Source organism: Phycisphaerales bacterium, assembly GCA_016716475.1.
GTDB lineage: Bacteria > Planctomycetota > Phycisphaerae > UBA1845 > Fen-1342 > JADJWG01.
Genome location: JADJWG010000004.1, coordinates 200,833 through 226,138, shown reverse-complemented (window position 1 = coordinate 226,138; position 25,306 = coordinate 200,833). Strand labels below are relative to the sequence as shown.

Here is a 25,306-nt window from a genome sequence, read left to right as displayed (position 1 = left end):
AGTTGCGAATTGCGTGCCGGCGACCATAATGAAGTGGGTTATAGGGCGTCACATCCGAAGCCCGCTACACGAACTTCAGGAGGATTGCACATGCGTTTCGGTTTACGTTTGGCGTTTGCGGGGCTGGTACTCGCGCTGCTCACCGGTTGCGGCATGCAGGGCAGCTGGTCGGTCATGCGGATGGTGCCGGAAAACCTGACCGAGTTTGAGATCGGTCAGATGACTCTCAAGGGCGACGGCAAATTCGAGGCCTCGTACAACCGCGGCGGAGCAACGGTCAGCGCCGAGGGCACCTACACCTACAACGAGGAATCAAAGGTTCTGACCTTCAGCATGAAGGATGGCAAGCTCCGCAGCTACCGGGCGGAGTTGTGCGGTAAGTGTCAGGGCATCATGTATGTCTGGAACGAGGAAGGCCCGAAAGTCTGGGAAGTGAGCTTTAAGCGCCACTAGCACCAATGCTCCCCTCCTTGGCAGGGAGGGATTGGGGCTGGGTCGCGAAGCCACTGAGAACGCCCCGCTCTTGGTCTCTTCCCCCAAGTGGAGATGAGGGCACGATCGCTTCCCGGTGCCACCCGACCCCACGAAAGTGCAGCCGCGCGGACGGGACTCGGTTCGCCCGTACCGCGCGGCAACCTTATCCTTACCCGCTCTTGCCTGCCCATCCGTTAACCGGAAACCCTGCACATGGTCCTGCCTGTGACGTACGGCGTGGTCGCTGTGATCCTGCGTGCGGGTCGCTTTCTGCTCATCCGCCGGGCGCCGCAGGTCGTCGTTCCGGATGCGTGGTGCTTCGTCGGCGGAGCGATCGAAGCGGGAGAGAGCCAGCCCGAGGCGCTGGTGCGCGAATGTTGGGAGGAGATCGGGGCGCAGATCCGGCCCCGCGCCCCACTCTGGGAGTACGTCCGCCCCGATGGACAACTGCACCTCTATTGGTGGCGGACAGACCTGCTCTGTGACGACCTGCGGCACAACCCGCGCGAGGTGGCCGAGGTGCGCTGGTGCACACTCACCGAAGCGGAGGCGCTCCCGCGACTGCTGGAGAGCAACCGTACCTTCCTGTCACAGTACGGTCGCGGACTCGTTGATCATTCGCCGATTTGACGGGCATATACCCCTTACCCGTACACCCGCCGCTACGATGGTGCGCATGGGAGCGGCGCAAGACTTATTGGCGCACGACCCGACGGCGGGAACGACCTTCCACCGTCCGGACGACCGCTACATTCCCATCCTGCCGTGTGAGTTGACCGAAGCGCTCGCCGCCGATGCCACTCGTTTTGGAGTAACGGCCGAGGAAGTCTGCGCGGTGGCCGGTGCACTCGACGACGTCTTGGAGCAGGAGGCGGCCACGTTTCGGCGGGCACTCACCGATTTCTACGCCCCCTTCAATCCGGATCGCGACACCCAGCCACTCGCGCCGCCGGCATTGCTGCGGTCGCCGGAGTCCTACCGCGAGCTGCTGGCGCGGCTCGCCTACCTGTTGGAGAAGGCGAACTACCGTCGCCTGACGAACGTGCAGGTGGAGGCCGCCGTCCGCCAGGCCCGCGCCGCCGGTTACCACGTCCGTCTCCGGCCGGAACGCATCACCGAATTGGGCGTGTGGGTGCGAGGCACAGGCACGGTGGCGCGGCGTTTTCGGCGCTGGCGCTTGTTGCTGCAGTGGCAGCACTGGCGGACCTGGCGCGAGTTCTTGCGCGAAGGGCTGCCGGAGGAAGTCCCGGTCTATCGACGCCTCGCCGTCGTGTGCCGGCTGCGCGACGATCCCCACGTGCTCATCAAGCTATTCAAGGACATCCCTGAAGCGGATGTCGAAGCACTGCTGCCACACGCGGAAGTCCACATGAACTGGCGCGACCGGCTGCTCGTCTTGGGTGGCGGAGCCGGGGCGCTCGGCTCTACCGCGGGAAAGCTGCTGACGATCGTGACCGGCGCTGCGGCGGCGTTGTGGCAACTGCTTTGGATCCTGCTGCTGGGGGCGGGCATGCTCATCTTCCGGACCGTGCTGGGTTACCGCCGGGCCCGCATAAACCGCGATTCACAACGGACCCGGCACCTGTACTTCCAGAACCTCGGAAACAACAACGGGGCGCTGCAACTGCTCGTCTCGACGGTCGTGCATGAGGAGTTCAAGGAGGCGCTGCTGGGCTGGCTGGCCTGTCAGCGCGGGGCCGGGCCACCGGCCACTGCACAGGAGTTCGACGCCCGCCTCGAGACCTATCTGCGCGAACGCTTCGGCGTGCAGGTTGACTTCGACGCGGCGGATGCCTTGGAGACACTGACGCGCTTCGGGTTGTGGGCCGCTGGGCAGCCATTCGCGGCCCTGCCGCCGGCGGCAACCGTGGCGGCATTGCGCAGCCACTGGCTGGGGCGGTGCTCGGCTGGGTACCACGCGGAATGCCTGGCACAGCGTGGAGCGCAGCCGGGGAGCGTTACTCCGGACACGGCGCAGCCGGACCGGACGGAAGCTGCGCTGCGGCTCATTCCGCCACCCAGGCCGCCAGCCGCTCCATCCCCCGAATGACGTTGTCGCAGTACTGCTGCGTGAAATCCGCCGGCAACTCTTCGTGCAGCGGCACATTCTCGCTGGCGGCCAGCGCCCGGGCACCGTCAAAATCGACATACGCCAAGCGGGCCGTCAGCTCCGTCCGCGAACGCGCGAACGAAACACCCGGCAACATGGCCACCCCCGCTTCATCCAGCAACCGATTGCATAGCGCCGCCCCGGACTCGATCCCGCGGGCCGCCAGCCGCTCCCGCAACGGCGAAAAATCGATGAACAGGTAGAACGCTCCGTCCGGCATGTGTACCCGGATGCCGGCCGCCTGCAGGAGGCGCGTGCACTCGGCCCCCAGGGCTGCGAGAATGCGCCGCGCGTGCCATAGGTAACGCTCGATCTCGACACCGCCGCGGAAGGCCTGCACGGCCGCGTGCTGGACAGGGGCGCACACCGACGTATAGGTCTCGCTCGCGACCGATGCGAGCGCTTCGAGCAGCCAGTACAGATTGGGCGGGAAACAGAAAGTCCCCAACCGCCAGCCGCCGGCACCACACCACTTCGACAAGCCCGAACTGACGATCGTGTTTTCAGGGTAGAATCGGGCAATCGAAACGTGCTGGCCTTTGAAGTGCAACTCGCCATAGATCTCGTCGGACAGCACGATCAGGTTGAATTTGCGCGCGACCTCGGCCAGCAGGACGAGTTCCTCCTCACTGTAGCTCAGCCCCGAAGGATTCGAGGGGTAGTTGAGCACCAGCATGCGCGGGCGAAAATCGTCGTTTACGATCTCCAGGGCGTCGTGCAACTGCGCCGCCGTCACCTTCCAGCCAGTCTCGTGCGACGTGGGGATGAGACTGACCTTGCGGCCGATCACACGCGCCTGCGGCAGGTAAGACACCCAGCAGGGCGTCGTCACAATGATTTCGCCGTAATAGGCCAGTTGGACCAGGAACATCAGCTCTTTCGAGCCGGGGCCGACGATCACTCCGTCAAACTGGGTATCAATCTGGTTGCGGTCACGGTGAAAGGCCGCCACCGCCTCACGCAGCGCCGGAAGTCCCTTGACCGGGAGATAGTCTTTCTCGGGCGCGGCCAGCCGCAGGGCCTCTACTACGCTGCCCGGCACGGGAAAAGGGGACTGTCCCAGGCCGAGGTTGTAGACCGCGCGCCCCTCGCGGCGCAATTCCCGACAGCGCTCCTGGATCGCGAGCGTCGCCGACTGGCCCATTCCCCGCACATTCAGGTTGAGACTCACCGGCCGCTGTGCGTTCATATGTGCTCCTGCAACACCGGCGGACGCCTGCTGCGCCGGCGCATCGACATGTGCCGGGAGTATACCGGGCGGCTGCGCGGCGCGGCAGCTCCTCCCGCAGCGGCTACGATCGGCCCTCCCAAGTTCGGCGGGCTACTTCAGCGGTCGGAGCCGGATGTTGCGATACCACACCGGCTTGCCGTGATCCTGAAAGCCGAGATGGCCGCGGCGGGGCATTTCCTTGTAGGCCGTGCGAAACTTGTTGGGGGTGCCGTCGGGGTTCCTGCCGGCCTCGGTCCACTCGTCCAGGTCCATGCGGATGATGGGCTCACCGTTGAGATCGGCCTCGATGCGGCTGCCGCGACAGACCAGCCGGACGCGGTTCCACTCGCCGGGGGGACGTACCGCGTTGACGCGCGGTGCGAGACAGTCGTAGATGGCACCGGCATCGTGCTTGCCGACCTCCGCCTTGCCGTACGAATCGAGCACCTGGAGCTCAATCCCCGTCTGCACCGGATCCCGCAGGTCGGCGGTGCGGAAGAAGATGCCGCTGTTGGTCTGCGGTGCGAGCTTGAATTCGAGCTCGAGCTCGAAGTCGCCGTACATTTCCTGGGTCCAGATATCGCCGCCACCGCGCCGCGCGAGCGTACCATCGTCCACGCTCCAACTGCCCTGCGGCGCATGCCAGCCGTTCAGGTCCGTGCCATTGAACAGCGCAAGCCAGCCATCCTTCTGCACCTGGGCGCTGGGAAGCGCCGCGGCGGGCAGATCGCCCAGGGCATACTGGATGCCCGCGAGGTAGTGCCGCAGCACGACCGGGTTCCAGAAGATGTGCTCATTGTGCCCGAGCGAGCAGTAGAACACGCGGCCGAGTCCCTCCCGCCGAACCCAGGAGATGGGGAAGTCGCCGTCGGGGCGGTTCACACCGGGCTTCTGCATGTCCGTGCGTGCGGGGTCGAGCCCCACCAGCACGCGCACCTGCGCGCGGGAGTACGGTTCGCGAAACTGGTAAATTTCCTCGGTCAGGTCGAACGGTCCATCGGGAAACATCTTCGTCAGCGGGTGCCCGACATCCTCAACCCGCAGCACAACCTCGTCCCCGGCGTTCCACGGGTGCCCCGCGAAGTAGCCGCCCAGCATCGCGCCATACTCCGGCCAGTTGTAGAACGCGTCCGTCGCCGCGTGGATGCCGATCAGACCCCTGCCCCCGCGCACAAACTCGAGCAGACTGGTCTTCAACTCGGGATCGTCAAACAACTCGCCGGTCGTATTCAGGAAGCAGACCGCGTCAAACTCCCGTAATCGCGCAGGACGAAAGTCGGCGGGATCCTCGCTGAAGTAGGGCTCGAAAGCGCGCGTCCGGCGGCCCAGTTCGAGCAGCGCGTACTTGCCCTGCGGGATCGAGCTGTGCACGAATCCCTTGCAGGCCGTGTAGACCAGCAGCCGGCGCGCCTGCGCCGGCTGGACGAGCGCCTCGGTCGGCATGGCGGCCGTGATTTTCTCATGTCCGGACGGGAGCAGCCGCGGGTCGTCCTGTGCGGTGGCAGCCAGACGCACCATGCCACCAACCGCGCCAAGTGCTCCCAACAACACAACAATCGCGAGCAGGCCGCGCATGTTCCGCTCCCAGCTCCCCCCGCGCTCGACCCCGCGACGCGCCACACCAGCCCGTCTGCGGATCGTGATCTTTTGTATCCGCGAGACGGCGGATGTGCCAGCCGGGTGCGCAATGAGGATGCATCTCCGGGCCTTCGGCCGATCCCAGGCGCCGGCCTCCCGACCTTGGCGGGAGCACGAGTTCCAGTGCGTCCCACCCACCACCACTCCCCCACGTAAGAAAACGGCGGCCGGCGGGGAGCACGCTCCTCGCCGGCCGAAAGGTATGGCAATCGCACCGCGTCACGGATCAGCGCACGTTCGGAATCTGCGTGAACAGGCCCACGCGCTCCCGCTGAAGCACGGACAACTGCCGCAGCCCGAGCAGGAGCTGGTCGGTCTGCTGCGGGGCCACTTCGCGCAGCAATGCCAGCAGTCCACCCAACGAATCCAGCGCGCGTCCCGGGGCGAGGACTTGCAAGGCGATTTCGTAATTGTCGCGACCATCCTTGCCGGTGAGATCACCCAACGCCCTCAGCAGCGCGCCGAGTTCCGACGGTTTCGGCAGTGGGTACACCTTGTACTCCGCGGCGAGCCCAGCGCGGGCCGCCGCCGCATCGAGCGCATCGGACAGGCCACCAAGCTCGTCGATGAGACCCAGCTCGAGGGCCTGCTGACCGGTGTAGACCCGGCCACCCGCGATGTCATCCAGATCCTTCTTCAACCGCGGGCCGCGCGACGCGGTAATGCGGCCCTTGAACTGGGTGTAAACCTCGCCCATGTAACTCTGCATCCAGTCCTTCTCGGATTCCGTCCACGGCTGCGAAGGGGAGAGCAAGCCCGCATGCTTGCCGCGCCCGAACGACGTGCTGGTGATGCCGAGCTTGTCTTCGAACAAGCCGCGCAGGATGAGCTTTCCGCCGACGACACCGATCGATCCCGTGATGGTGGTGCCTTCGGCATAGACGGTGTCACCCGGCACGGAAACGTAGTAGCCGCCACTCGCGGCAACACCACCCATACTGACGATCAGCGGCTTCTCCGCGGCGAGCCGGCGGGCCGCGTTCCAGATGATGTCGCTCGCGACAGCGGAACCGCCGGGCGAGTTGACCCGCAGCACCACCGCGCGCACGGACTCGTCTTCGAGGGCCTGCGTCAGCAGGGCGCGGAGTGAACTGCTGCCGGCGGTCGTATCACCGAACAGTCCTTCTTCCGTATCGCCCATCATGATGGCACCGTCGACGTAGATCAGGCCGATGCCGCCTTCGCGCTTGGTGATCCCGGTGCTGCGTCCGAGACTGCTGAAGAAGTTCATCATGCCGAAGAAATTCGACGTATCGAGCTTCGGCAGGGCCGATTCGCCATACCGCTTCACGATCTTCACGTTGGCGCCGAACTCTTTCTGGATGCGTTGCCGATAAGCGGCAAAGGTCGAGACTTCATCCACCAGCTTGGCCGCCAGGGCCTTCTCCGCGGTCAGCGGGGCCTGGTCGACCAGGGCCTGGACCTCCGCGCTGCTCAGGCCACGGCCCTCGGCAATCATCGCAAGCCAGCGCTCAAAGAGTCCATCAAGCAGCCAGTTGATGTTCTCGGCCAGCTCGGGACTCGGCGTGGTCCGGGTAAAGGGCTCCGCCGCGCCCTTGTAGGCCCCTTCGTGCAGCATCTGGGCTTCGACACCGATCTTGTCGAGCAGCCCTTTGAAGAACGTCAGTTCCGCGTACAGACCTGTGATCGAGACATCGCTGTATTCGGCCAGCGTGATGTGATCGGCCTGCGCCGCGAGCGCGTAAGTCAGATTGTTCGCCGCATCCAGGTAGGCGAACACGGGTTTTCCGGCCGCCCGGAAGGCCCGCAGCGCCCGGTTGATTTCCTCGACTTGCGCGAGACTCGCCGCGGGTTCGCCGATGATCAGCGCCAGGCCAGCCACGTTGTCGTCGCGCGTTGCACGCCGGAGCGTGGCGACGATCTCGTGCAGTGTCCGGGTCTCCGACTGGGACATGAAGGCCGCGAACAAACTGGCCGCATCGTTCGGTGCTTCGAGAATCGGTCCATCGAGCTTCAGTCGCACGACGGTGCGCGCCGGCTCGGCTTCCTGTGCCATCGTGGGCAACGCCGCGATTCCACACACCACCAGCAGCAGCGCACTGGCGCCGCGTAGCGATTTCCAAATCATGCCTGGCACTCCTCTTCGGCGTTGCCGCCGGACCGCTGCGCTGCGCAGACCACTGCGCACCTTCAGGGCCGCGGCTGCTCACCCGCTTCTGCATGCCAGTATAAACGCGCCGTGTGCGGGCCCCCGTCGAACGTTGTCAGAAATTGTCCCATGCGCTGCGCGGCCGCCGCGTTATCCGTCCACCTGCGCGGCCACCGGAGGTGCATGCAGCTCCAGGTGCAACCGGCAGAGGTGCTTGTCGGGCACGAGAGTCGCCGTAAAACCGAGCTTGCGGGCCAGGGCCAGCGTGGCGGCATTGTCGGGTAGCAGATCGGCCACCAGCTCGTGTGTGCCGCGATTCCGGCAGTACTGGATCATCTTGCGCAACAGTTGCGTGCCCAGCCCGCTGCGCTGCCAGTCGGCCCGCACCATGATCGCGAAATGGGCCCGCGTGTTGTCGGGATTCGTCACGGTCCGTACCACCGCGAGAGTCTCCGGACCCGCCGCTCCGTGTTCGTCGATCGCGATGAAAGCCATCTCGCGGTCGTAGTCGATCTGGGTCAGTCGCGCCAGCTCCGAGGGGGGAATATCACGTACCACGCCCAGCAGGCGAAAACGCAGATCCTCGGGCGGCACCCGGGCAACAAATGCGGCGTGCGCCGGGGCGTCCTCCGGTCGGATCGGACGCACGAATACGCGCCGTCCGTCCGCGAGCTTGAAGTATTCCTCGAGGTGCCGCGGATAGGGCCGAATCGCGAGACGCTTGTGACCGCTCGTGACCTGCCCGGCGGGGGCCACCTTGATGCGCGCGTCGAGCGCGAGCACCCCGAGGTTGTCGGCGAACAGCGGGTTGATATCCAGTTCCGCCACCTCGGGCCGGTCGACGATGAGTTGTGACACCTGCGTCAGGGTCAGGCACAGCGCCGTGAGGTCTGCCGGCGGCCGGTCGCGGTAACCCCCAAGCAGCTTGAAGACCTGCGTCCGCGCGATCAGGTGTCGCGCGAGACTCATGTTCAGCGGTGGCAATGCGACCGCCCGGTCGCCAATCACTTCGACCGCCGTACCACCACGCCCGAAGAGGATCACCGGGCCGAAGATCGCGTCGGTCGTCATGCCGATGATCAGCTCGTGAGCGTGCGGGCGCTGCGCCATCTTCTGGACAGAAAAGCCGGTGAGGCGCGCCTGCGGATAAGCGGCGGCAATGCGATTCTGCATGGCCGTCGCGGCGGCGCGCACACCCTTCGCATCCGACAGGCCCAGTACGACACCTCCGACGTCGGATTTGTGCGTGATGTCGGGAGAGAGAATCTTGAGCGCGATCGGCGGCCCGAGTTCTGCGGCAATCTCGGCGGCCTCGGCCGGTGTGGCCGCCACACGCGTCGGTACGATCGGTATGCCATAGGCCGCCAGCACCTGCTTGGCCTCGGGCTCGGTCAGCAGATCACGGCCTTCCTCCAGGACCTGCTCGATGACGGCCCGGGCCGCACCGACGGTCGGAGTGAAATCCGTGGGGGCCGAAGCCGGTGTCTGCGCGAGGATCTCCTGGTTCCGGCGGTAGTGCACCATGTGCAGGAACGCACGCACGGCACTTTCGGGCGTGTCGTAGGTGGCGATGCCCGCCTCAGCGAAGATGCGCCGCGCACGACCCGCGGCGGCGCCACCCAGCCAACTCGTGAGGACCGGTTTGGTCGCCTGCCGGATCGTCTCGACGATGCCGCGGGCCGCCAGCTCCGGCGGCGCCGGCGCGCTGGGCGCGTTCATCACCAGCACGGCGTCCGTACCGGGGTCCGCGAGCAGGAGCGCAAGCGTCTGCGCGTAGCGGGCCGCATCCGCATCCCCCACCATGTCCACCGGGTTGCCGTGTGACCAGATGCGCGGCAGCAGCAGGTCGAGCTGCCGCAGGGTCTCCGGGGTGAATTCCGCCAGAGTACCGCCACCGGCAACCAGCGCATCGGTCGCGATGACACCGGGGCCACCCCCGTTGGTCAGAATCGCCAGCCGCTCACCCTGCAACGGACGGGCCCGCGCAAGCGTCTCCACGGCGTCGAACAACTCGTGCAAATCATCGACGCGTAGAATGCCGGCGCGCCGCAAGGCCGCATCGTAGACGTTGTCCGAACCCGCCAATGCCCCGGTGTGGGACGCCGCCGCTCGGGCACCTTCCGCGTTGCGCCCCGCCTTGATTGCAATAATGGGCTTGTTGCGGGCCGCGGCACGCGCCGCCGACATGAATTTCCGCGCCTCGTCCGCTCCGATGGACTCCATGTACAGCAGGATCGCGCTGGTTTCCGCGGCGCTGCCGAGATAGTCGAGGATGTCGCCGAAATCGATGTCGGCCGAGTCCCCCAAGGAGACGAAATGCGAGAAGCCGATACCGCGATCTTTCGCCCAATCGATCGTGGCCGTGCAGAAACCACCCGATTGCGAGACAAACGCCACGGAACCGGCGGCCAGGTCCGTGTGCGCAAAAGTCGCATTCATCCCGATCCCCGGCACCAGCAGGCCGACACAGTTCGGCCCCAGCACGCGCAGACAATGCGGCCGGGCGGCATCGAGCAGCGCCTGCTGAAGCGTTCGCCCATCGGGTTGTTTCAGGCCGGCCAGCCCGGCGGTCACGACGGCCGCGGAACGTGTCCCTCGGGCGCCGAGATCGGCGATGAGGCCGGGAACGGTGTTGGGGGGGGTGCAGACAACAGCGAGATCGGGCGTGACGGGCAAACTCGCGACGTCGGGATATGCGAGGACACCCGCGACGGCCTCGTATTTGGGATTGACGGGCATGATGGGGCCGTCAAAACCGGAACGCAACAGGTTGCGCAGCACAAGCCCACCGATGCTGAGGGGAGCATTGGACGCTCCGAGCACGGCGATGGCACTGGGCTGGAAAAGGAATTCGAGATTACGAACACTCATGCACACACCTCGGCAGAGAGGAGCGGGCAGTGTAGAACTGGGGAGGTAGACTGCCAAGCGGGCTCGCATGATTGCGCCCCGCGAGTAGAATGAAACAGTTCAGCGTAGGCCGTACCTGGGGCCGGCGCGCTAGGATATGGTGCTCATGGATCGCTTTGGTGACCCCACCCGCTGGATGCTCGCCGGGCTGCTGGTCGTGGCCAGCCTGCTTTACCTAGTGCTACCGCGGCCACCACGCGGCACAACCACCGACGAGCAGGGCGTCCAGCGCACGATCATCACAGTGATCGGCGGCGCTTTCGAGCGCGACCGCCAGATGTGGCAAGCGATTGAGGCGGGCTTCGAGCGCGATCATCCCGAGATCGACCTCCAAGTGATGCGCGGCGGGGGAACCCAGCGCAAAATCGACACCATGATCGCCGGCGGCGTGGCACCCGACATCCTCGAAGTGCAATGGGAGCAGGTCCAGCACTACATGGACGCCGGCGCCCTGCTGGACCTGGCACCGTTCGTGGCCGCCGACCCGGACCTCCAGCGCGACATTCACGGCTATACCGACCACACCGGCCGGAGGCACCCGCCGGACTTCTTCGAATTCGCCATGGAGGCGTTTCGCGAAGGCGGGCACCAGTACGCCTTGCCGGGGTGGTACATCAACTTCTTCTTCTTCTACAACCGCACCCTCTTCGACAAGTACAACGTTCCCTACCCCGACGATGAGTGGGACTGGCAGGGCCTGCGCGAACGGGCCATCGCCCTCACTCGCGACCGTGCCGGCCGGCCGATCCGCATTCCACGACGTCACCCGGACGGCCGTCTCGTCACCGATGCGCAGGGCTGGGTGGTCTATCGCGACAATCCGGAAGCTGCCGCGATTCCGCACGATTTCGGCTTCACCTTCGCGACGTGGCAACACGGCCCAGAGAACTTCGTGCGACAGAACGGGGGGAGCTTCTTCGCGGATGTCGGCCAACCCACCGAGCGGGTGGAGATCGGCCCGGCCACCCTGGACGCCCTCTGGTACCTGTACGAAGTGGCACTGGTAAACCGCACACAGCCGAACGAATTCGTCGCCCCCGGGGCAACCCAGGATGCCGCATTCCGCGCCGGCCGCGTCGCGATGCTCGGTCCGGTCAATGTATCCGTGTTGCTGGACGCGCGCGATCGCTACAACGAATTCGCCTGGGATGTAGCGCCCTTGCCGAAAGGCCCCGACGGTACGCGGGCGGCCCTGGTGTCGCCGACCGGGCTGGGCGTGTCGAGCCAGTCCCGGAATCCCGACGCGGCCTTCACCTTTGTCAAATGGTTCTCCAGCCAGCGGGGGGCCGCGGTGCTTAGCCGCTGGCCACTCTTTGTGCCACCGCGGCGCAGCGTGGCACTCAGCGAGGAATACTTCCTGGAGCCCGGCGCCAAGCCCGACTCGAAGTGGGCCATGGTGCACGATGTCAGCTACCCCTACACCGATCCGCGCACCGGAGAATCACAGATCGGCTACACGGTGCTGCCGGGTGCTGCGAGCATCCGCGCCGGCGACGTGCTCGGCGCCATCAGCCAGGGTACTTCCGAACTGTACTACTTCGGCCGCTTCACGCGCGACCATTTCGACCGCTTCCAGCGCGCTCACCAGCGTCCCCCCACCGAGGAGGAAGCGCTCGATCTGCACCGCGCGGCTTTCGCAGAGGGTGTCGCACAGATCGGGGACCACGCCGAGAAGGCCTACCGCTGGGCGCGTACCTACGCGAGTACCGGGCGCACCGCAACCACCTACGGGGCCTGGCAGCTCTGGCTGCCGCTCGTAGGTGTGCTGGTGGTAGCGAGCGGCCTGTTCGTGTGGCGGATGCTGCGCCATCCGATCCGCCTGGGGCCGCTCGAGCGCAGCCAGCAGCGCTGGGGCTACCTGCTCGTGAGCCCGTGGCTCGTGGGCTTCCTCTGTCTGACGGCCGGGCCGATGCTCTTCTCGATCGGACTGAGTTTCTGCCAGTGGGAGAGTCTGGGCAGTCTGCGGGACGCGGAGTTCATCGGCCTCGAAAACTACAAACGCGCCCTGCTCGGAGACGACCCGCTCTTCTACACCTCGCTGCGCGCGACCTTGCAATACACCGTGCTGGCCGTCCCTTTGACGGTCATCGGCGGGCTGACGCTGGCCCTCCTGATGAATTCGAAGGTGCCGGGGATCAACCTCTGGCGCACTTTCTATTTCGTGCCGTCGATCCTGCCGGTGGTGGCGGTGGTGGTGCTCTACTTCTACCTCTTCAACCCCAATCAGGGCTGGGTCAATCACGCCCTGCGTTTTCTCGGCTGGGAGAATCCCCCGGCCTGGCTGACATCGGACCAAAAGCTGCTGTTCATCCCGGCGCCCATGTGGATGTTCATCCTCATGCACCTCTGGGCGGTCGGCGGCAGCATGATCATCTACCTCGGCGCCTTGCAGGGCATTCCGACGCAACTTTACGAAGCCGCGGAGGTGGACGGCGCCAATCGCTGGCGCCGCTTCTGGAATGTCACCCTGCCCATGATCTCACCGGTGCTCTTCTTCATGCTCATCATGGGCATCATCGGCTCGTTCCAGGTCTTCACCAACGCCTACGTGCTGTTCGAATCCGGCGGGGGGCCAAACAACTCGACCTTGTTCTACGTGCTGCACCTCTTCAACGAGGCCGTCAACCGCTACCGCTTTGGCTACGGGGCCGCCCTGGCGTGGATCCTCTTCCTGATCATCCTCGTCTTCACCGCGCTGATCTTCAAAAGCTCGCCCCTGTGGGTCTATTACGAAGGCCAGCGTGAACGCCGCAACGCGGCCGCACCCGCACCCCTTACGCCGGCCGCACCGACGACCCCGGGGGTACGACCATGATGCCCCTGTCCAAACCCGCGGCCGAGCGGCTGCACAAGGTTACGCTCACGGGTGTCTTGATTCTCGGCGCAATACCCATCGCGCTACCCTTCCTCTGGCTGGTGCTGTCCAGTCTCAAGACGGCCGACACCGTGCTCAGCGAGAACCCGGAGTGGCTTCCGATCCAGCAGCGCTACGAAGTCGGCGCCACCACGATCGACGGCGCGGCACAGCCGGTCACCATTGTGGATCGCGGCACACCGGGAGGACTCGGCGTCTGGCGCATCAAGCCCGCGGAGGAGCAGGATCAGGCCTACTTCTTCTGGCCGGCCGATGGGATCGAGGTCCTGACAACCACCGGGCACCTCGCCCGCATCGGGACGGTCCTGCGCGCAGTGAGCGCACCGGAACCGACGGACGATCCCGGCCGGGTGCGCGTCGGCCAATTCGGCACCCAGCAGATCGTGCCCATCACCCCGGCAGAACTGCACGAGCGCGTGGAAACCCACGAAATCGTGCGTCTCTTCGGTCGCGAAGTTCCGGTGGAGGTCCTGTCCAACTCGGACTCCGGCCACATCCGGCTGCGCATCGCACCACCGGGGGCGGAGTTCCTGATCGCACGCGACCTACTGCGGAACGACGACGATGCACGGCTGCCGGTTCAGGCGTGGGCGGCCGATGGGGCCGCACCGCCGCTGTTGCCGGTCGCAGTGCTGGCTGAGGTGCCCGCGGCCGGGGTCGCCCGTGTGCGGCTGGTGCCCGGGGCGATCCTCGCGGCGCCGGCCGAGCGGGTGGCTACCCAGCGCCAGACACTCGTGCATTACTACCGGGTACAGGGCGACGAGCGCGAGCCGGTCAGCCCGGCCCGGCGCGACGCGGATGGACAGATCACGGCCGTCGCGCGCATGAGCGCGCTGCGCGAGTGGTTGCTGCCGGCCGAAGATGTCACCACGGCGACGGAAACGGAGCACCGCATCACATGGCTGGGCCAGCCGCTCACCGTCCGGGTGCTCGAAGAGGTGGAGGCCCCGCCGGGGCAAGTCGCGGTGCGCACCCTTCCTCCCCATGACACCGTAGCGATCGCCGCGGACCGCGTGCGCTCGGAGCGCCGCATCGAACCGCAGTGGGCCAACTACCTGAATGTCTTCCGGGTGGAGCCGCTGCACAAGTACGTGCTGAATACACTGTTCATCACGTCACTGTCGATCCTGGGGAACGTTCTGAGCTGCGGACTGGTCGGGTACGCCTTCGCACGGCTCCAGTTTCGCGGCCGGGACACGCTGTTCCTCGTGCTCCTTTCGACCATGATGCTCCCAAGCACGATCACGTTCCTCCCGACGTATATCCTGTACGTCAAGATCGGTTGGCTTGACACCTACTATCCGCTGATCGTTCCGACGTTTCTCGCCACCTCGGCATTCTTCGTATTCCTCTACCGCCAGTTTTTCATGACGATTCCGCTCGACCTCGAAGACGCCGCCCGCATCGACGGCTGCGATCCCTTGCGCACCTTCTGGCACATCATGCTGCCCATGGCGCGGCCGGCGGTCATCACGGTCACGGTCTTCACTTTCATGGCGGCGTGGAACGATTTCATGGGTCCGCTGCTTTACCTGAATACCGACGAATACCAGACCCTGGCTTACGGTCTGTACAGCTTCAAGACCTCGTTCGGATACAAGTTCCCGCACTACATGATGGCCGCCAGCACGATGATGATGATCCCCACGTTGATCATCTTCTTCCTGGCGCAGAACGCGTTCATGCGCGGGGTGGTGGTCACCGGCGTGAAGGGCTAGGAGCTCCCACTACCCTCCACACAGCTTGGCGACACCACGCGCAGCGACGTAGTCCTGCCAACCGTGGGCCAGCAGCTCCGGTCCGAGCCGGTTTCCGATGTGCGCCCACGGCAGCAGTTCATGTGCGCCCCGCTCACGCTCGGCATAGAAGACCGGATCCAGTCCGGCTTCCTGCCACGCCGCCCGCCACCGGCTCAGGTCGAAATTCTCGCGCCAGCCCTCCAGCCGCGCACCACGCCGCCACGCCCCCGCGACAGCCGCACCCAGCCGCCGATCACCGCGCGCCAACACGCCCTCCAGCACCGCCTGATCCACCTCCGCAAACCGCAACCGCACGGCCGAACGGCGCTGCTGCGCACGTTCCCGTACCCGTTTGATGACCGTGAAGAAGTACTCCCGTGGCGGCTGCGGCGCCCACTGCAACGGGGTAAACGGCTTCGGCACCAGCCACCCGACCGCGGACGTGACCGCCGCCGGCGGCTTGCCCACCTCGCGCCGCGCGTAGCTCACCGCATAGCTCAGGTCGAAAATGCCGTCGAGGTCTTCCGGCCGCTCTCCGGGAAAGCCCGCCATGAAATACAGTTTGATGCGGTTCCATCCGGCCGCGTACGCCGCGCGCACCCCCGCGAGCAGATCGTGCTTCGCGACCTCCTTCCGCAAGGCGGCCCGCAGCTCGGGCGCCGCCGCCTCGACGGCCAGCGTCAACGCCCCCCGCCGCACGCTGCTACCCAGTGCGGGAATCAGTGCCAGCGTCTGGTCGACCCGCAGGGAAGGGAAGCTGAGATTCACCATGCGGCCGGCGAAGCGGGCATTGAGTGCCTCCGCCAGGCGCACCAGCTCCGGGTAGTCCGACGTCGAGAGCGAAAGCAGCCCCAGCTCGTCGAAACCCGTCGCGGCCCAACCCTCTTCGGCGAGCGCCACGATGTTTTCCACCGAGCGCCAGCGCACCGGTCGCTTCGTGTAGCCCGCATGGCAGAAGCGGCAGAGGTTGGGACACCCGCGCATGATCTCGATCGCAAGGCGTTCGTGCACGAGGGGTGTCCACGGCACCAGCGGCCGGCGCGGATACGGCAGCGCTTCGAGATCCGGCGCGATACAGCGTTCAATCCGCTCCGGCAGGCCGGGACGGGTCGGCCGCAGGGTGGCCAGTGTGCCGTCGGCGTGGTACTCGGCCGCGTACAGACCGGGGGCGTAGACCCATGGGAAGCGCTCGGCGAGCGCCGCGATGCACGCCCGACGCGGCAGACCACCGGCCTTCATCTCCCGGAGCGCCGTCAACAAAGCGGGCAGGGCCACCTCGCCATCACCGACAATCACGAGGTCGAGAAACTCCGCCAGCGGCTCTGGGTTGTCGGCCTGTGGCCCGCCCGCAAGCACCAGCGGGTGCGTGTCGTCACGTTCGGCCGCCCGCACCGGCACACCCGCCAAATCCAGCAGGTTCAGCACCGATGTAAAGGCGAGTTCCGTCTGGAGCGAGAACGCCAAGAGATCCGCGCTGCCCACGGCCTGGCGGGTGTCCCAGGTGAAGAGCGGCAACCCGCTGCGCCGCAGCAGCGCCTCCGCATCCGGTGCCGGCGCGAACACCCGTTCAGCACACACCCCCGGCACCGCGTTCGCAGCCCCATAGAGGATCTGCAGACCAAGATGCGACATCCCCACGGCGTACAGATCCGGAAACGCCAGCGCGACGCGCAGCGCGGCCGCCTCCCACTGGCCCGGCTGCACAAGCTGGTTCACCTCGCCGCCGAGGTACTGCGCCGGCTGGCGGACGAAAGGCAGCAGTTCGTCGCGCACCCGTTCCGCCAGGGTTCGGCTGCTCATGGTCGCACCTGCGGCCTCACTCCGCCCGCTCCAACTCAAAAGCCGCATGCACGACCTGCAGGGCGCGCTCGCCCTCCGCCGCTCGCACCAGCACGCTCACGACGATCTCGCTCGTCGAGATGTTCTCGATGTTGATGCCTGCGTCGGCCAGTGCCCGGAACATGCGCGCCGCCACACCGCGGTGGGATCGCATCCCCACGCCGATGATGCTCACCCGCGCCAACCGATCGCTTACCCCGCACGCCGCCGGGGCAAAGCGTTGACTCAGCAGCTCGGCCACGGCCTGAACCTCGCCGAAATCGTGTCCTGCGACCGTGAAGCCGAGTGTGGCACGCTGCTCCGCACCGGCAATCGTCTGCACGATGTCATCCACGAACAGGCCGCGCGCGGCGACTTCGTCAAAGATCGCCGCCGTGAGGCCCGGCTCGTTCGGCAGGCCCGCCAGCGTAACTCGCACGATGTCGCGCTTCAGCGTCGCCCCGCGGACGACGACGTCTTCCATTCCTGCCGTTGCTTTCATGATGACCGTTCCCGGGTTGTCGGTGAAACTGCTGCGCACGTGGATCGGCATGTCGAACTTCATGCCCAGCTCGATCGACCGCCCGTGCATGACGCCCGCCCCCAGACTCGCCATTTCGAGCATCTCATCATAGCTGATCACGTCCAGCTTCCGCGCTGCCGGCACCAAGCGCGGATCGGTGGTGTAGATGCCGTCCACATCTGTGTAAATCTCGCACAACTCTGCCCGTAACGCCACCGCGAGTGCCACGGCCGTCGTGTCACTGCCGCCGCGGCCGAGCGTCGTGATGTTGTAGTCCGCATCCACACCCTGAAAGCCGGCCACGATCGCAACCTTGCCGTCATCGAGCACGCGCCGGATGCGCTGCGTGTCGATCGAGCGGATGCGGGCGGCCGTGTGGGCACTGTCGGTGAGCAGGCCGACCTGCGCCCCGGTCAGACTGACCGCTTCGTAGCCCGCCTCATGAATCGCCATGGCCACCAGCGCGATACTGACCTGTTCACCGGTCGAAAGCAGCATATCCAGCTCGCGCTGCGGCGGCCGCCGCGAAACCTGCTGCGCCAGCTCCAGCAGGTGGTCGGTCGTGTGGCCCATCGCCGACACCACCATCACGACCTGCCGGCCGGCGAGCATGGCGCGCAGCGCCCGCCGGGCCGCGCGGTGAATCCGCGCCGCATCCGACACGCTCGTGCCGCCGAACTTCTGCACCAGGATGGCCATCGCGTTCCGTACTCCTGCCGGGGGCTCACCACCAGCGTAACCCCCGCATATTCCAACAACGTCCCGCCACCACCGCAACGCGCTGCGCGCGAGCCGTGCTTCGGCCGTAAACCCGGCTTCATCCGGTCGGTGACGGCGCAAAGAGCCGTCCGAGCGGCGGCGCTGCAATCGGTACGTCAACCATGCGGCGTTCCCGCAGAAACACCAGCGCCGCGGAACGCACGGGGCGTTCGAGCAGTGCGGCTGCGGCCTGCGCGTAGAGCTGGAGTTGCACCGTATAGGCCGCCACGCGCGCTGCGAAATCGGCGGTATCCCGGGGCCGATCCGTCTTGTAATCGAGCAGGGCAAGACCGGCGGGGGTTTCGAACAGGCAGTCGATCACCCCACGGACGATCGTGAACTCTCCCGTGGCCTCCAGTGGAAGGGCATATACGAACGCGAGTTCGCGTTGTGCCGTGCCCGCGCAGGCCCGCAGTTCGGCTGCGATCGGCTCCGCGGCGAACCACGCGAGATCTTCCAGCGGCACGAGCCGCGCCAGGTCGACCGGCAGCCGGGCCACGGCCACCAGGTGCTCTTGCTCCGTCCGCAGCGCGTCGATGTCGGTGAGCCGGGCAAGGTCCACCTGCTCCAGGAAACGATGGCAGGCCGTGCCGAGGGTCCGCCCCTCGGGTTCCGCATGCGCACGCACAAAACCCGGCACCGGCAGCGGCGTCTCCACGGGTTCATAGATCTGCGGGCGGTCACCCCCGCGCTCCCGCTGGGCGATCTCTTTCGCAGCACTGACGGACAGGGCCGCCGGCACACGGCTGTACACCGAATCGCTGTCGTACCGCAGCACGCCCAGGGTAGCACGCAGCCAGTCCTCATCCGCGCGCGTCCACGCGCCGGGGTCCGGCGCCGTCACCGGCACCACCTCGCCACCGGGTGCCGCGGCCACCGCGTCGTGCGTCTGCACCATGGGTAGCAGGTTCTTCCGGCCGGTGGCGGCAGGACCCTGGGCCGCCGCCGCCATGAGCAGCCAATCCAGGCGATTGCCGGCCGCAAGCCGTGCGAGCAGGGGCGGACGGCCCGTGGTGCCGTAGGCCGCACGGGCCTCATCCCAGGCCTCGGCTTTCGCATGTCCGACGAAGTACAGTAACTCACGGGCGCGCGTCGCCGCTACGTAGAGCAACCGCAGCTCCTCCTCGAGCTCGCGTTGCGCAAGGCGCTGTTGCACGAGGAAATGCCGCGGTGCGGTGAGAGTCGCTTTGCGGGCGTAATCACAGAAACGCACGCCGAGTCCGAGTTCCACATCGACATGCAAGCCGCGCCCGAGACCCTGGCGGTTAAAGCGTGCCCCACAGGCGAGCAGGAAGACCACCGGGAACTCGAGGCCCTTGGCACCGTGAATCGTCAAGATGCGGATCATGTCGTCGTCGCCGGCCGTTGCCGCCGGCAAATCGATCTCGTCAGCGCGCAATTCGTCGAGGTACGCACAGAATTCGGCCACCCCGCCCAGTTGACTCGCCGCGAACGACTCCGCGTGCTGCTGCAAGGCACGCAGGCGCGCGACGCGCTCGTCACCACCCTTCAGGCCTTGCGCGAAATGGAGCAGAGCTGTGTCGCGCAGGATCAGCCGCAACACAGCAGCCACATCGAGATGTCGTGACGCCGTTTCCCACTCATCGAGACGCTGCAGCGCGGGGCCTAAGCGCGCCACCAGCGCTCCACTCGGGCCGGACTGCGCGACCTGATACACGGCGGCGTGAAACGGGATGGTGCGACCCGCGGTGGTCCGCACCGCCAACAGGTCGGCCGCTGTCAGCCCGGCGGCCGGGCTGCGCAGGTACGCGGCCAAGGCAACATCCTGCTGGCGATTCACCAACAGCCGCAGGATGTTCATCAGGTCGCCGACTTCCACGCAATCGAACAGGGACTCGCGGCCGGCCGCGGCACAGGGCAGACCCTGGTCTCGCAGCGTGCGCGCCACAAGGCCCGCGTTCTGGGCCGCCGAACGCAGCAGAATGACGATATCACCCAACCGCAACGGGCGCAATAACGGCGCGCCGGAAGCACCACGCTCCGGCACCTGCACTCCGGCCGCGAGCAGGCGGTGAATCTCGCGGGCTGCGAACAGTGCTTCCCGTTCGATGATTTCCGGCGGCAACTCCTCGGTTGGCACGGACTCATCCTCTGGGACAGCGCCCGGCTCCGTCCGCGCTTCTTCCGCAAAGATGTGTATCTGGACACGCGACACGGTATCGAGTGTCGGATTCCGCCCCTCCCCTGCTTCGCGGCCGGCCCGCAGCCGCTCGCGCGGACCATAACTCGTGCCGCCGAGGTTGCGTTCGAAAAGCCGCTCAAACAGGTGGTTGAGCGGCTCAAGTACCGCGGCGTGGCTGCGAAAGTTGTCCGAGAGGTACTCCACGCAACCCGCTTCCACACCACTCTCGAACCGTGCAAGCGTGTGCGCAAAGAGGCGCGGCTCCGCCTCGCGGAAACCGTAGATGCTCTGCTTGATGTCGCCCACCATGAAACGATTGCCGGACTCGGTGGCCGGCACACTGATAAGTTCCAGCAGCGCAACCTGGATTGGGCTCGTGTCCTGGTACTCGTCGACCAGCACATGGGCATAACGCCGCCGCAACCCCTGTGCCCATGGTGTCGGCACTCGCTCCTGGAGCCCGACCGGCGCGCCGAGCAGGTCCAGTGCGCAGCGCTGTACGTCGCCGAACTCCCAGGCGTTCTGCTGCCGTTTCTCCGCCTGGAGCGCCGCCTGGAAGCGCGCCTCGAGGTCGAGTACCACCTGTGTCAGCGCACTCGTATCTTCCGCCGCGGCCATCAACCCCACAACCAGTTCCGCGTCCCACCGCGCCTGCAACCGTCTCTTCAACCAGCGCTCGCGCACCATCCCTACGACGGCCGGCTGAGGTGCGGCCGTCCTGCCCCGCGGCGCCTGCAGCCGGAATGCCCGCACCGCCGCGACCAGGTCCGCGAGGTCTTCGGCGGTTGCAACGCACGCCGCGCGCTCGGCCCAGTCGGCCAGCGCCTCCTCGAACGGCGTGAGGGCGTCGCGTGCCGCCGGCTCGGCACCTGCCAGCAGTTCGGACAGTTGTTCCCGCTGCAGGCGGCACTCGCCCGCGAGCACCTCCGCGAGCAGATGCGCCGCCATGGCTGCATCGGTCGGTGCACGTTGCGCCGCGAGCCAGGACTCCGGGTTGAGCAACTGCTCGCGAGAACGCTGCAGTGTGGTCACATAGTCGCGGAGGAACTCCGGTCCCACCGTGGCCGTCCGTCCGAGCCACGCACGCACCGGAACCGTCCACTCCGCCGCTCCGCTATGAACTTCGTCGAACAGCGCTCCGAGCACGCGCCGCCGCAGCAACAGCGCTTCTTCCGGTGCAAGCACCCGGAAATTGACGTCCACGCCCGCCTCGCTGAAATGCTCGCGCACCAGTCGGCCGCACCACGCATCGATCGTGCCGATCTCGGCTGCATCCAGCAGCAATTCCTGCCGCCGCAGGTGGCGCCGCAATTCGGGGGACGCCACCTCGGCCGCCCGGGCGCGCAACATCCGGGCTACACGACTGCGCAGCTCCGCGGCCGCCGCCCGCGTGAATGTCACCACCAGCAGTTGCTCCACCCGGCAAGGATGGGTTTCGTCCGCCAGTAGCGCAGCGCAGCGCCGGGCGAGCACCTCGGTCTTGCCCGCGCCGGCCGACGCCGCAACCAGCAGGTGACTGCCGCGGTGCGCAACAATACGCTGCTGAACCTCGGTCAGCTTCATCCTGCCCCCTCCACCTCATCCTCTGGCGACTCAGGCAGCGCGACCAAAGGCAGCACCCGCTCCGCGAGTCTGCCACCGTGATAACGCCGATCCATGCGACAAACCGCGCCGAAATCGCAGGTCTGGCACGCCAGGCGGCGCTGCTCGACCAGCGGAGCAACATCAATGCAACCGGCCAACACTCCGTCTGCAACTTGCTCGGCAGTCGCTACCGCCGCGGCCAGGTACGCATCCAACACCTCCGGCGCACACACATCCGAGTTGCCGTAAAACTCACCGTCCTTCTTCAGCCGGAGCTGCGCCACGGGCGACGTCTCACCACCCAGGTTGCGGTCCAGGGCCCGCGCCGCTTCGGGCACCAGCAGCCCGCGCGGCCGGTACAAATACATGCGCTCCAGCGCGCGCTCCTCGGGTTCCGCCGCGACCGCAAGGGGGGGCTTCCGCAGTCGGCCGCGATCGGGATAGAGCGGCGCCAGCAGGACACCCGCGGGACGGGGACCAGCGCGCCCCTCCTCGGCCTGCATCAACGCGTGCAGATACAGGAAAAGTTGCAGGCGATGGCCTGTAAGCCAAGGGCCCCGTACCGGGCCGGCGCTGCTCTTGTAGTCAACCACCAGCAGATAGCGTTGGCCCGCGATCGTGGCCGCGTCCACCCGGTCGATCCGCCCCATGATGTGGACATTGCCCGTGGACGTGAGCAGCGCGATCGCCGGCAGCGCCTGATCCACACTCTGCGGATCGAAGTGCAACTCCGTGCGCCACGGCCGAAACGCACCGCGGCGCCAGCGATCGACCTGGGCACCAAGAACATCACGAAGCAATTCCTCCAGTCGTCGACCCCAAAACACCAGTTCGGGCCGATCCCCGGGCGGATACTCCGCCCAGTACGCCGCCGCGGCGGTATCGAGGGCGCGGTCCCACGCCTCTGGTTCAAGCTGGGTCACGTCGGCGTTTTGCGACTGGGCCAGGGACACCGTCGCTGCGAGGATCTCGTGTGCCGCCGAGCCCAGATCCCATCGCAGAGGCAGCGGCCCGGACTGCGGATCGAGCCGCAGCGCATGCTGCGCGAAGTAGCGGAACGGACACTGCACATAGGTGTCGAGCGCCGAGGGCGACGTCCGCCACAGCGCAGTGCTGGAGCTGTTCCGCAGGGCCACCGCGAGTGCTTCTCCCAGCGGGGCCGGTTGATTCTCGTACGTTTGGCCACGCAGCAACCACGTCAACAGCCCCTGGTGCCTGGCCTCCTGCTCCAGCGCGGTCCACAAACGCGCCAGGCGCGCATACTCGGGCCGCGCCGGGTTCGCCTGCAGATACTGGCGGGCGAACTCTGCCACGTGGGCGGGCGCCGCGGCGGCCTCGTCCACCAGAACCGCGACTTCCGGCAGCGCGGCGCGCACCTCACCCAGCAGCGCCGAGGGCAGCGCCTCTTCACCGGCGGCCGTGGTGCGGGCGTAGCTCAGCGTGAGAGTCTGCGAGGGCCGCGTACAGGCGATGTACGCGAGCAGGCGTTCGTCCAGCACTTCATCCCGGCGCGGAGGACGCGTCCCGAGCCCAGCGGCCTGTAGCTGCTCCCGCTCGCTCGTCGTGAGCAGCACATCTTCCCCCGGCCGCTGTGGGAACACCCCTTCGTTGAATCCCAGCACCCACGCATGGCGGATGTCCGGATGACGGCTGCGCTCAATGGCACTCACCAGCACCTGATCCACGGTCGGGGGTGTGAGGCCAAGGGTGCGCTCACGCAGCGCGCCGGTAAGCACCGCCTGCAGTTCCACCGGCTCGATCGCCGTGTCACCAAGGACCGCATCCCCCTGCTCCAGCAGTTCGACCACGCTGGCCCAGGCCTGGCGGTGGGTCTCGGCGGCCTCCCAGGCCTGTGCGGCGCGGGCCGCGGCGATCCAGTTCTGCATGCCCTGCGGCACCTGCAACTGCTCCAGCGCGGTGTACAAAGCCCGCACCCACGTCTGCACTGCCGTCTGCAGCTGCTGCGCCAACGCGTGCAACGGCGCCAGGGCCGCGACCAGCACCAACCGCGCCGCACGCTCCGCCGGCTCACCGCGGGTACTCTGCGGCGGCCAGGTTTCCGACCGCCATGCCGCGAAACCCCGGATCGCTGTGCGCACCACCGCGTTCTCAAGCCGCTCGGCCTGCGCAGACGTCAACGGCAAAAGCCGCGTACGCAGCAGCGCCACCATGCTTTCACTCGAGCAATCCGTCACCGCCGCCGAGATCAAACCACCCACGAGCCGACAGAGCGGGTGCGTCCCGAGGGGGCGACGCTGGTCGAGAAAATACGGCAGCTCGCACTCTTCGAACACCTCGCTGATCAGCGGTGCAAACATCGTCAGGTCGCGCGCGATCACCGCAAAATCACGCAGCCGCAACCCGGCGGGACCGTTGGCCAGCGTCGTGCGAATCCAGCGGGCTGCGGCACGCACCTCCGCGAGCGGTTGGGCACACGCCACGATGCGAACCTGCTGCGCACTCTGTACCCCCTCGGCCGGGTTGGTCTCGGGCGTCGCCAGTCCGACCTCAAGCCGCGCCAACTGCGGCGCCGCCGAAAAACGTGGGAGCGGCGCCGGCTGCAGCCGCACCGGCGGCGCTACCGTTACACCGGCCGTCGCGAACGCAGCCGCCAGCCGCTGATAAGTCTGCTCGGTCCGCGCGAACAGCCCGAGCGGATCGACCTGCGCCGGTGACCGCGCGCGGACCGCCGCCACCGGATCGAGCAGCAGGGTGATCTCCACGGCCGCCGCCCGCTGCGCGAGCGCGACCAGTGTCTGCAGCTCCTGCCCGGTGAAGCCCGCGAAGCCATCCACCCAGAAGCGGGCACCACACAACCAGGCGACGTGCTCCAACTCCGTCGTGACCGCCCCGAGGCGCGCCGCCACGTCGCAGCGACCAGGACCGAGCCAGGCGCAATAGGCCGCGTACAGCCGGGCGCAAGCCCTGAGCTTGCGACCCAGATGCTCATCCGCAACGGTGCCGGCTGTCGCCGCCAGCGCTGCGGGCGTCACCCCCTCCGTGATCAGCTCCTCGATCAACCCGCTCAGCGCCGCACAAACCCCAGGTCGCTGCATACTCCGTCCCAGGGATCCGAGTTCGTGGGCGTGCCGCCCCGCGAGCGCCCGCAGCGCCAGTGTGCGGGCTTCCGCATCAACCACCACCGGCGCCGACCCGAGCTGGTCGAACAGCCGCTGCGCCAGCCGCGAGAAACTCAACACTTCCGCGCGCACATACCCGCGCAAGCGCGTGGCGCCTGCGAGCGCGCGCTCGACCTGAAAGCTGGCCTGCTCCGGCACCAGCAGGATGAGCCGCCCGCCGTCCCGAGGCGCTTCCTCCAGCGCCATCGCCACCGCTCGCAGGCAGTGCGCCGTCTTGCCCGCGCCCGCGCGCCCGATGATGAATGTAACCGCCATGGCGACTTTCCGCGCGGA

At 66.9% G+C, this 25,306-nt stretch carries 13 protein-coding genes; 5 read left to right on the top strand and 8 right to left on the bottom strand.

Annotated features, from left to right (window positions below; translation table 11 throughout):
- Positions 1–90: 90 nt before the first annotated feature.
- The 3 genes from IPM18_14990 (at position 91) to IPM18_14980 (ending at position 2,524) form a co-directional block, all read left to right on the top strand.
- Positions 91–453 carry a hypothetical protein gene (locus tag IPM18_14990; protein MBK9120884.1) on the top strand — a complete coding sequence of 121 codons (363 nt, stop codon included), beginning with the start codon at positions 91–93 and terminating at the stop codon, positions 451–453.
- Positions 454–687: 234 nt separating this feature from the next.
- A complete protein-coding gene (locus IPM18_14985; protein ID MBK9120883.1) occupies positions 688–1,104 on the top strand; it encodes an NUDIX domain-containing protein in 417 nt (138 codons plus the stop codon).
- Between the two features lie 46 nt (positions 1,105–1,150).
- Complete coding sequence (locus tag IPM18_14980; protein MBK9120882.1) at positions 1,151–2,524, top strand: DUF3754 domain-containing protein; 1,374 nt, start codon at positions 1,151–1,153, stop codon at positions 2,522–2,524.
- Here the strand turns inward: IPM18_14980 and IPM18_14975 are convergent.
- From IPM18_14975 to IPM18_14960, 4 genes are all read right to left on the bottom strand, one after another.
- Positions 2,481–3,773, bottom strand: coding sequence for an aminotransferase class I/II-fold pyridoxal phosphate-dependent enzyme (locus IPM18_14975; protein MBK9120881.1), 1,293 nt, complete (start codon positions 3,771–3,773; stop codon positions 2,481–2,483). The two genes, IPM18_14980 and IPM18_14975, sit on opposite strands and share 44 nt — an antisense overlap.
- Positions 3,774–3,905: 132 nt before the next feature.
- The gene (locus tag IPM18_14970; protein MBK9120880.1) at positions 3,906–5,369 is read right to left on the bottom strand and encodes a DUF1080 domain-containing protein; all 1,464 of its coding nucleotides are present in this window, start codon (positions 5,367–5,369) and stop codon (positions 3,906–3,908) included.
- A 289-nt stretch (positions 5,370–5,658) separates the two neighbouring features.
- Positions 5,659–7,521, bottom strand: a complete 1,863-nt coding sequence (gene sppA, locus IPM18_14965; GenBank protein ID MBK9120879.1) for a signal peptide peptidase SppA — start codon at positions 7,519–7,521, stop codon at positions 5,659–5,661.
- A gap of 171 nt (positions 7,522–7,692) precedes the next feature.
- On the bottom strand, positions 7,693–10,413 hold the full coding sequence (locus tag IPM18_14960; protein MBK9120878.1) for a bifunctional acetate--CoA ligase family protein/GNAT family N-acetyltransferase: 2,721 nt from the start codon (positions 10,411–10,413) through the stop codon (positions 7,693–7,695).
- A 145-nt stretch (positions 10,414–10,558) separates the two neighbouring features.
- Here IPM18_14960 and IPM18_14955 point away from each other — a divergent pair, with 145 nt between their 5' ends.
- Both IPM18_14955 and IPM18_14950 read left to right on the top strand, forming a co-directional pair.
- Complete coding sequence (locus tag IPM18_14955) at positions 10,559–13,267, top strand: extracellular solute-binding protein (protein ID MBK9120877.1); 2,709 nt, start codon at positions 10,559–10,561, stop codon at positions 13,265–13,267.
- On the top strand, positions 13,264–15,045 hold the full coding sequence (locus tag IPM18_14950) for an ABC transporter permease subunit (GenBank protein MBK9120876.1): 1,782 nt from the start codon (positions 13,264–13,266) through the stop codon (positions 15,043–15,045). The genes IPM18_14955 and IPM18_14950 overlap by 4 nt, the downstream gene beginning before the upstream one ends.
- Positions 15,046–15,054: 9 nt before the next feature.
- On the opposite strand, the gene IPM18_14945 is transcribed toward IPM18_14950, so the two are convergent.
- From IPM18_14945 to IPM18_14930, 4 genes are all read right to left on the bottom strand, one after another.
- Entirely contained in the window at positions 15,055–16,866 is a 1,812-nt protein-coding gene (locus IPM18_14945; GenBank protein ID MBK9120875.1) for a TIGR03960 family B12-binding radical SAM protein, read from the bottom strand.
- 16 nt (positions 16,867–16,882) lie between these two features.
- A complete protein-coding gene (locus IPM18_14940) occupies positions 16,883–18,106 on the bottom strand; it encodes an aspartate kinase (protein MBK9120874.1) in 1,224 nt (407 codons plus the stop codon).
- Between the two features lie 118 nt (positions 18,107–18,224).
- Positions 18,225–21,872 (bottom strand): UvrD-helicase domain-containing protein, encoded by a 3,648-nt coding sequence (locus tag IPM18_14935; GenBank protein MBK9120873.1) that lies wholly within the window; start codon positions 21,870–21,872, stop codon positions 18,225–18,227.
- A complete protein-coding gene (locus IPM18_14930) occupies positions 21,869–25,288 on the bottom strand; it encodes an exodeoxyribonuclease V subunit gamma (GenBank protein ID MBK9120872.1) in 3,420 nt (1,139 codons plus the stop codon). Before IPM18_14930 ends, IPM18_14935 begins: the two co-directional genes overlap by 4 nt.
- Positions 25,289–25,306 lie beyond the last annotated feature (18 nt).

What these genes read in the sequence shown, in the direction of transcription:
- IPM18_14990 (MBK9120884.1), top strand. Translation starts at nt 91, where the DNA reads ATGCGTTTCGGTTTACGTTTGGCGTTTGCGGGGCTGGTACTCGCGCTG.
- IPM18_14985 (MBK9120883.1), top strand. Translation starts at nt 688, where the DNA reads ATGGTCCTGCCTGTGACGTACGGCGTGGTCGCTGTGATCCTGCGTGCG.
- IPM18_14980 (MBK9120882.1), top strand. Translation starts at nt 1,151, where the DNA reads ATGGGAGCGGCGCAAGACTTATTGGCGCACGACCCGACGGCGGGAACG.
- IPM18_14975 (MBK9120881.1), bottom strand. Translation starts at nt 3,773, where the DNA reads ATGAACGCACAGCGGCCGGTGAGTCTCAACCTGAATGTGCGGGGAATG.
- IPM18_14970 (MBK9120880.1), bottom strand. Translation starts at nt 5,369, where the DNA reads ATGCGCGGCCTGCTCGCGATTGTTGTGTTGTTGGGAGCACTTGGCGCG.
- sppA (MBK9120879.1), bottom strand. Translation starts at nt 7,521, where the DNA reads ATGATTTGGAAATCGCTACGCGGCGCCAGTGCGCTGCTGCTGGTGGTG.
- IPM18_14960 (MBK9120878.1), bottom strand. Translation starts at nt 10,413, where the DNA reads ATGAGTGTTCGTAATCTCGAATTCCTTTTCCAGCCCAGTGCCATCGCC.
- IPM18_14955 (MBK9120877.1), top strand. Translation starts at nt 10,559, where the DNA reads ATGGATCGCTTTGGTGACCCCACCCGCTGGATGCTCGCCGGGCTGCTG.
- IPM18_14950 (MBK9120876.1), top strand. Translation starts at nt 13,264, where the DNA reads ATGATGCCCCTGTCCAAACCCGCGGCCGAGCGGCTGCACAAGGTTACG.
- IPM18_14945 (MBK9120875.1), bottom strand. Translation starts at nt 16,866, where the DNA reads ATGAGCAGCCGAACCCTGGCGGAACGGGTGCGCGACGAACTGCTGCCT.
- IPM18_14940 (MBK9120874.1), bottom strand. Translation starts at nt 18,106, where the DNA reads ATGGCCATCCTGGTGCAGAAGTTCGGCGGCACGAGCGTGTCGGATGCG.
- IPM18_14935 (MBK9120873.1), bottom strand. Translation starts at nt 21,872, where the DNA reads ATGAAGCTGACCGAGGTTCAGCAGCGTATTGTTGCGCACCGCGGCAGT.
- IPM18_14930 (MBK9120872.1), bottom strand. Translation starts at nt 25,288, where the DNA reads ATGGCGGTTACATTCATCATCGGGCGCGCGGGCGCGGGCAAGACGGCG.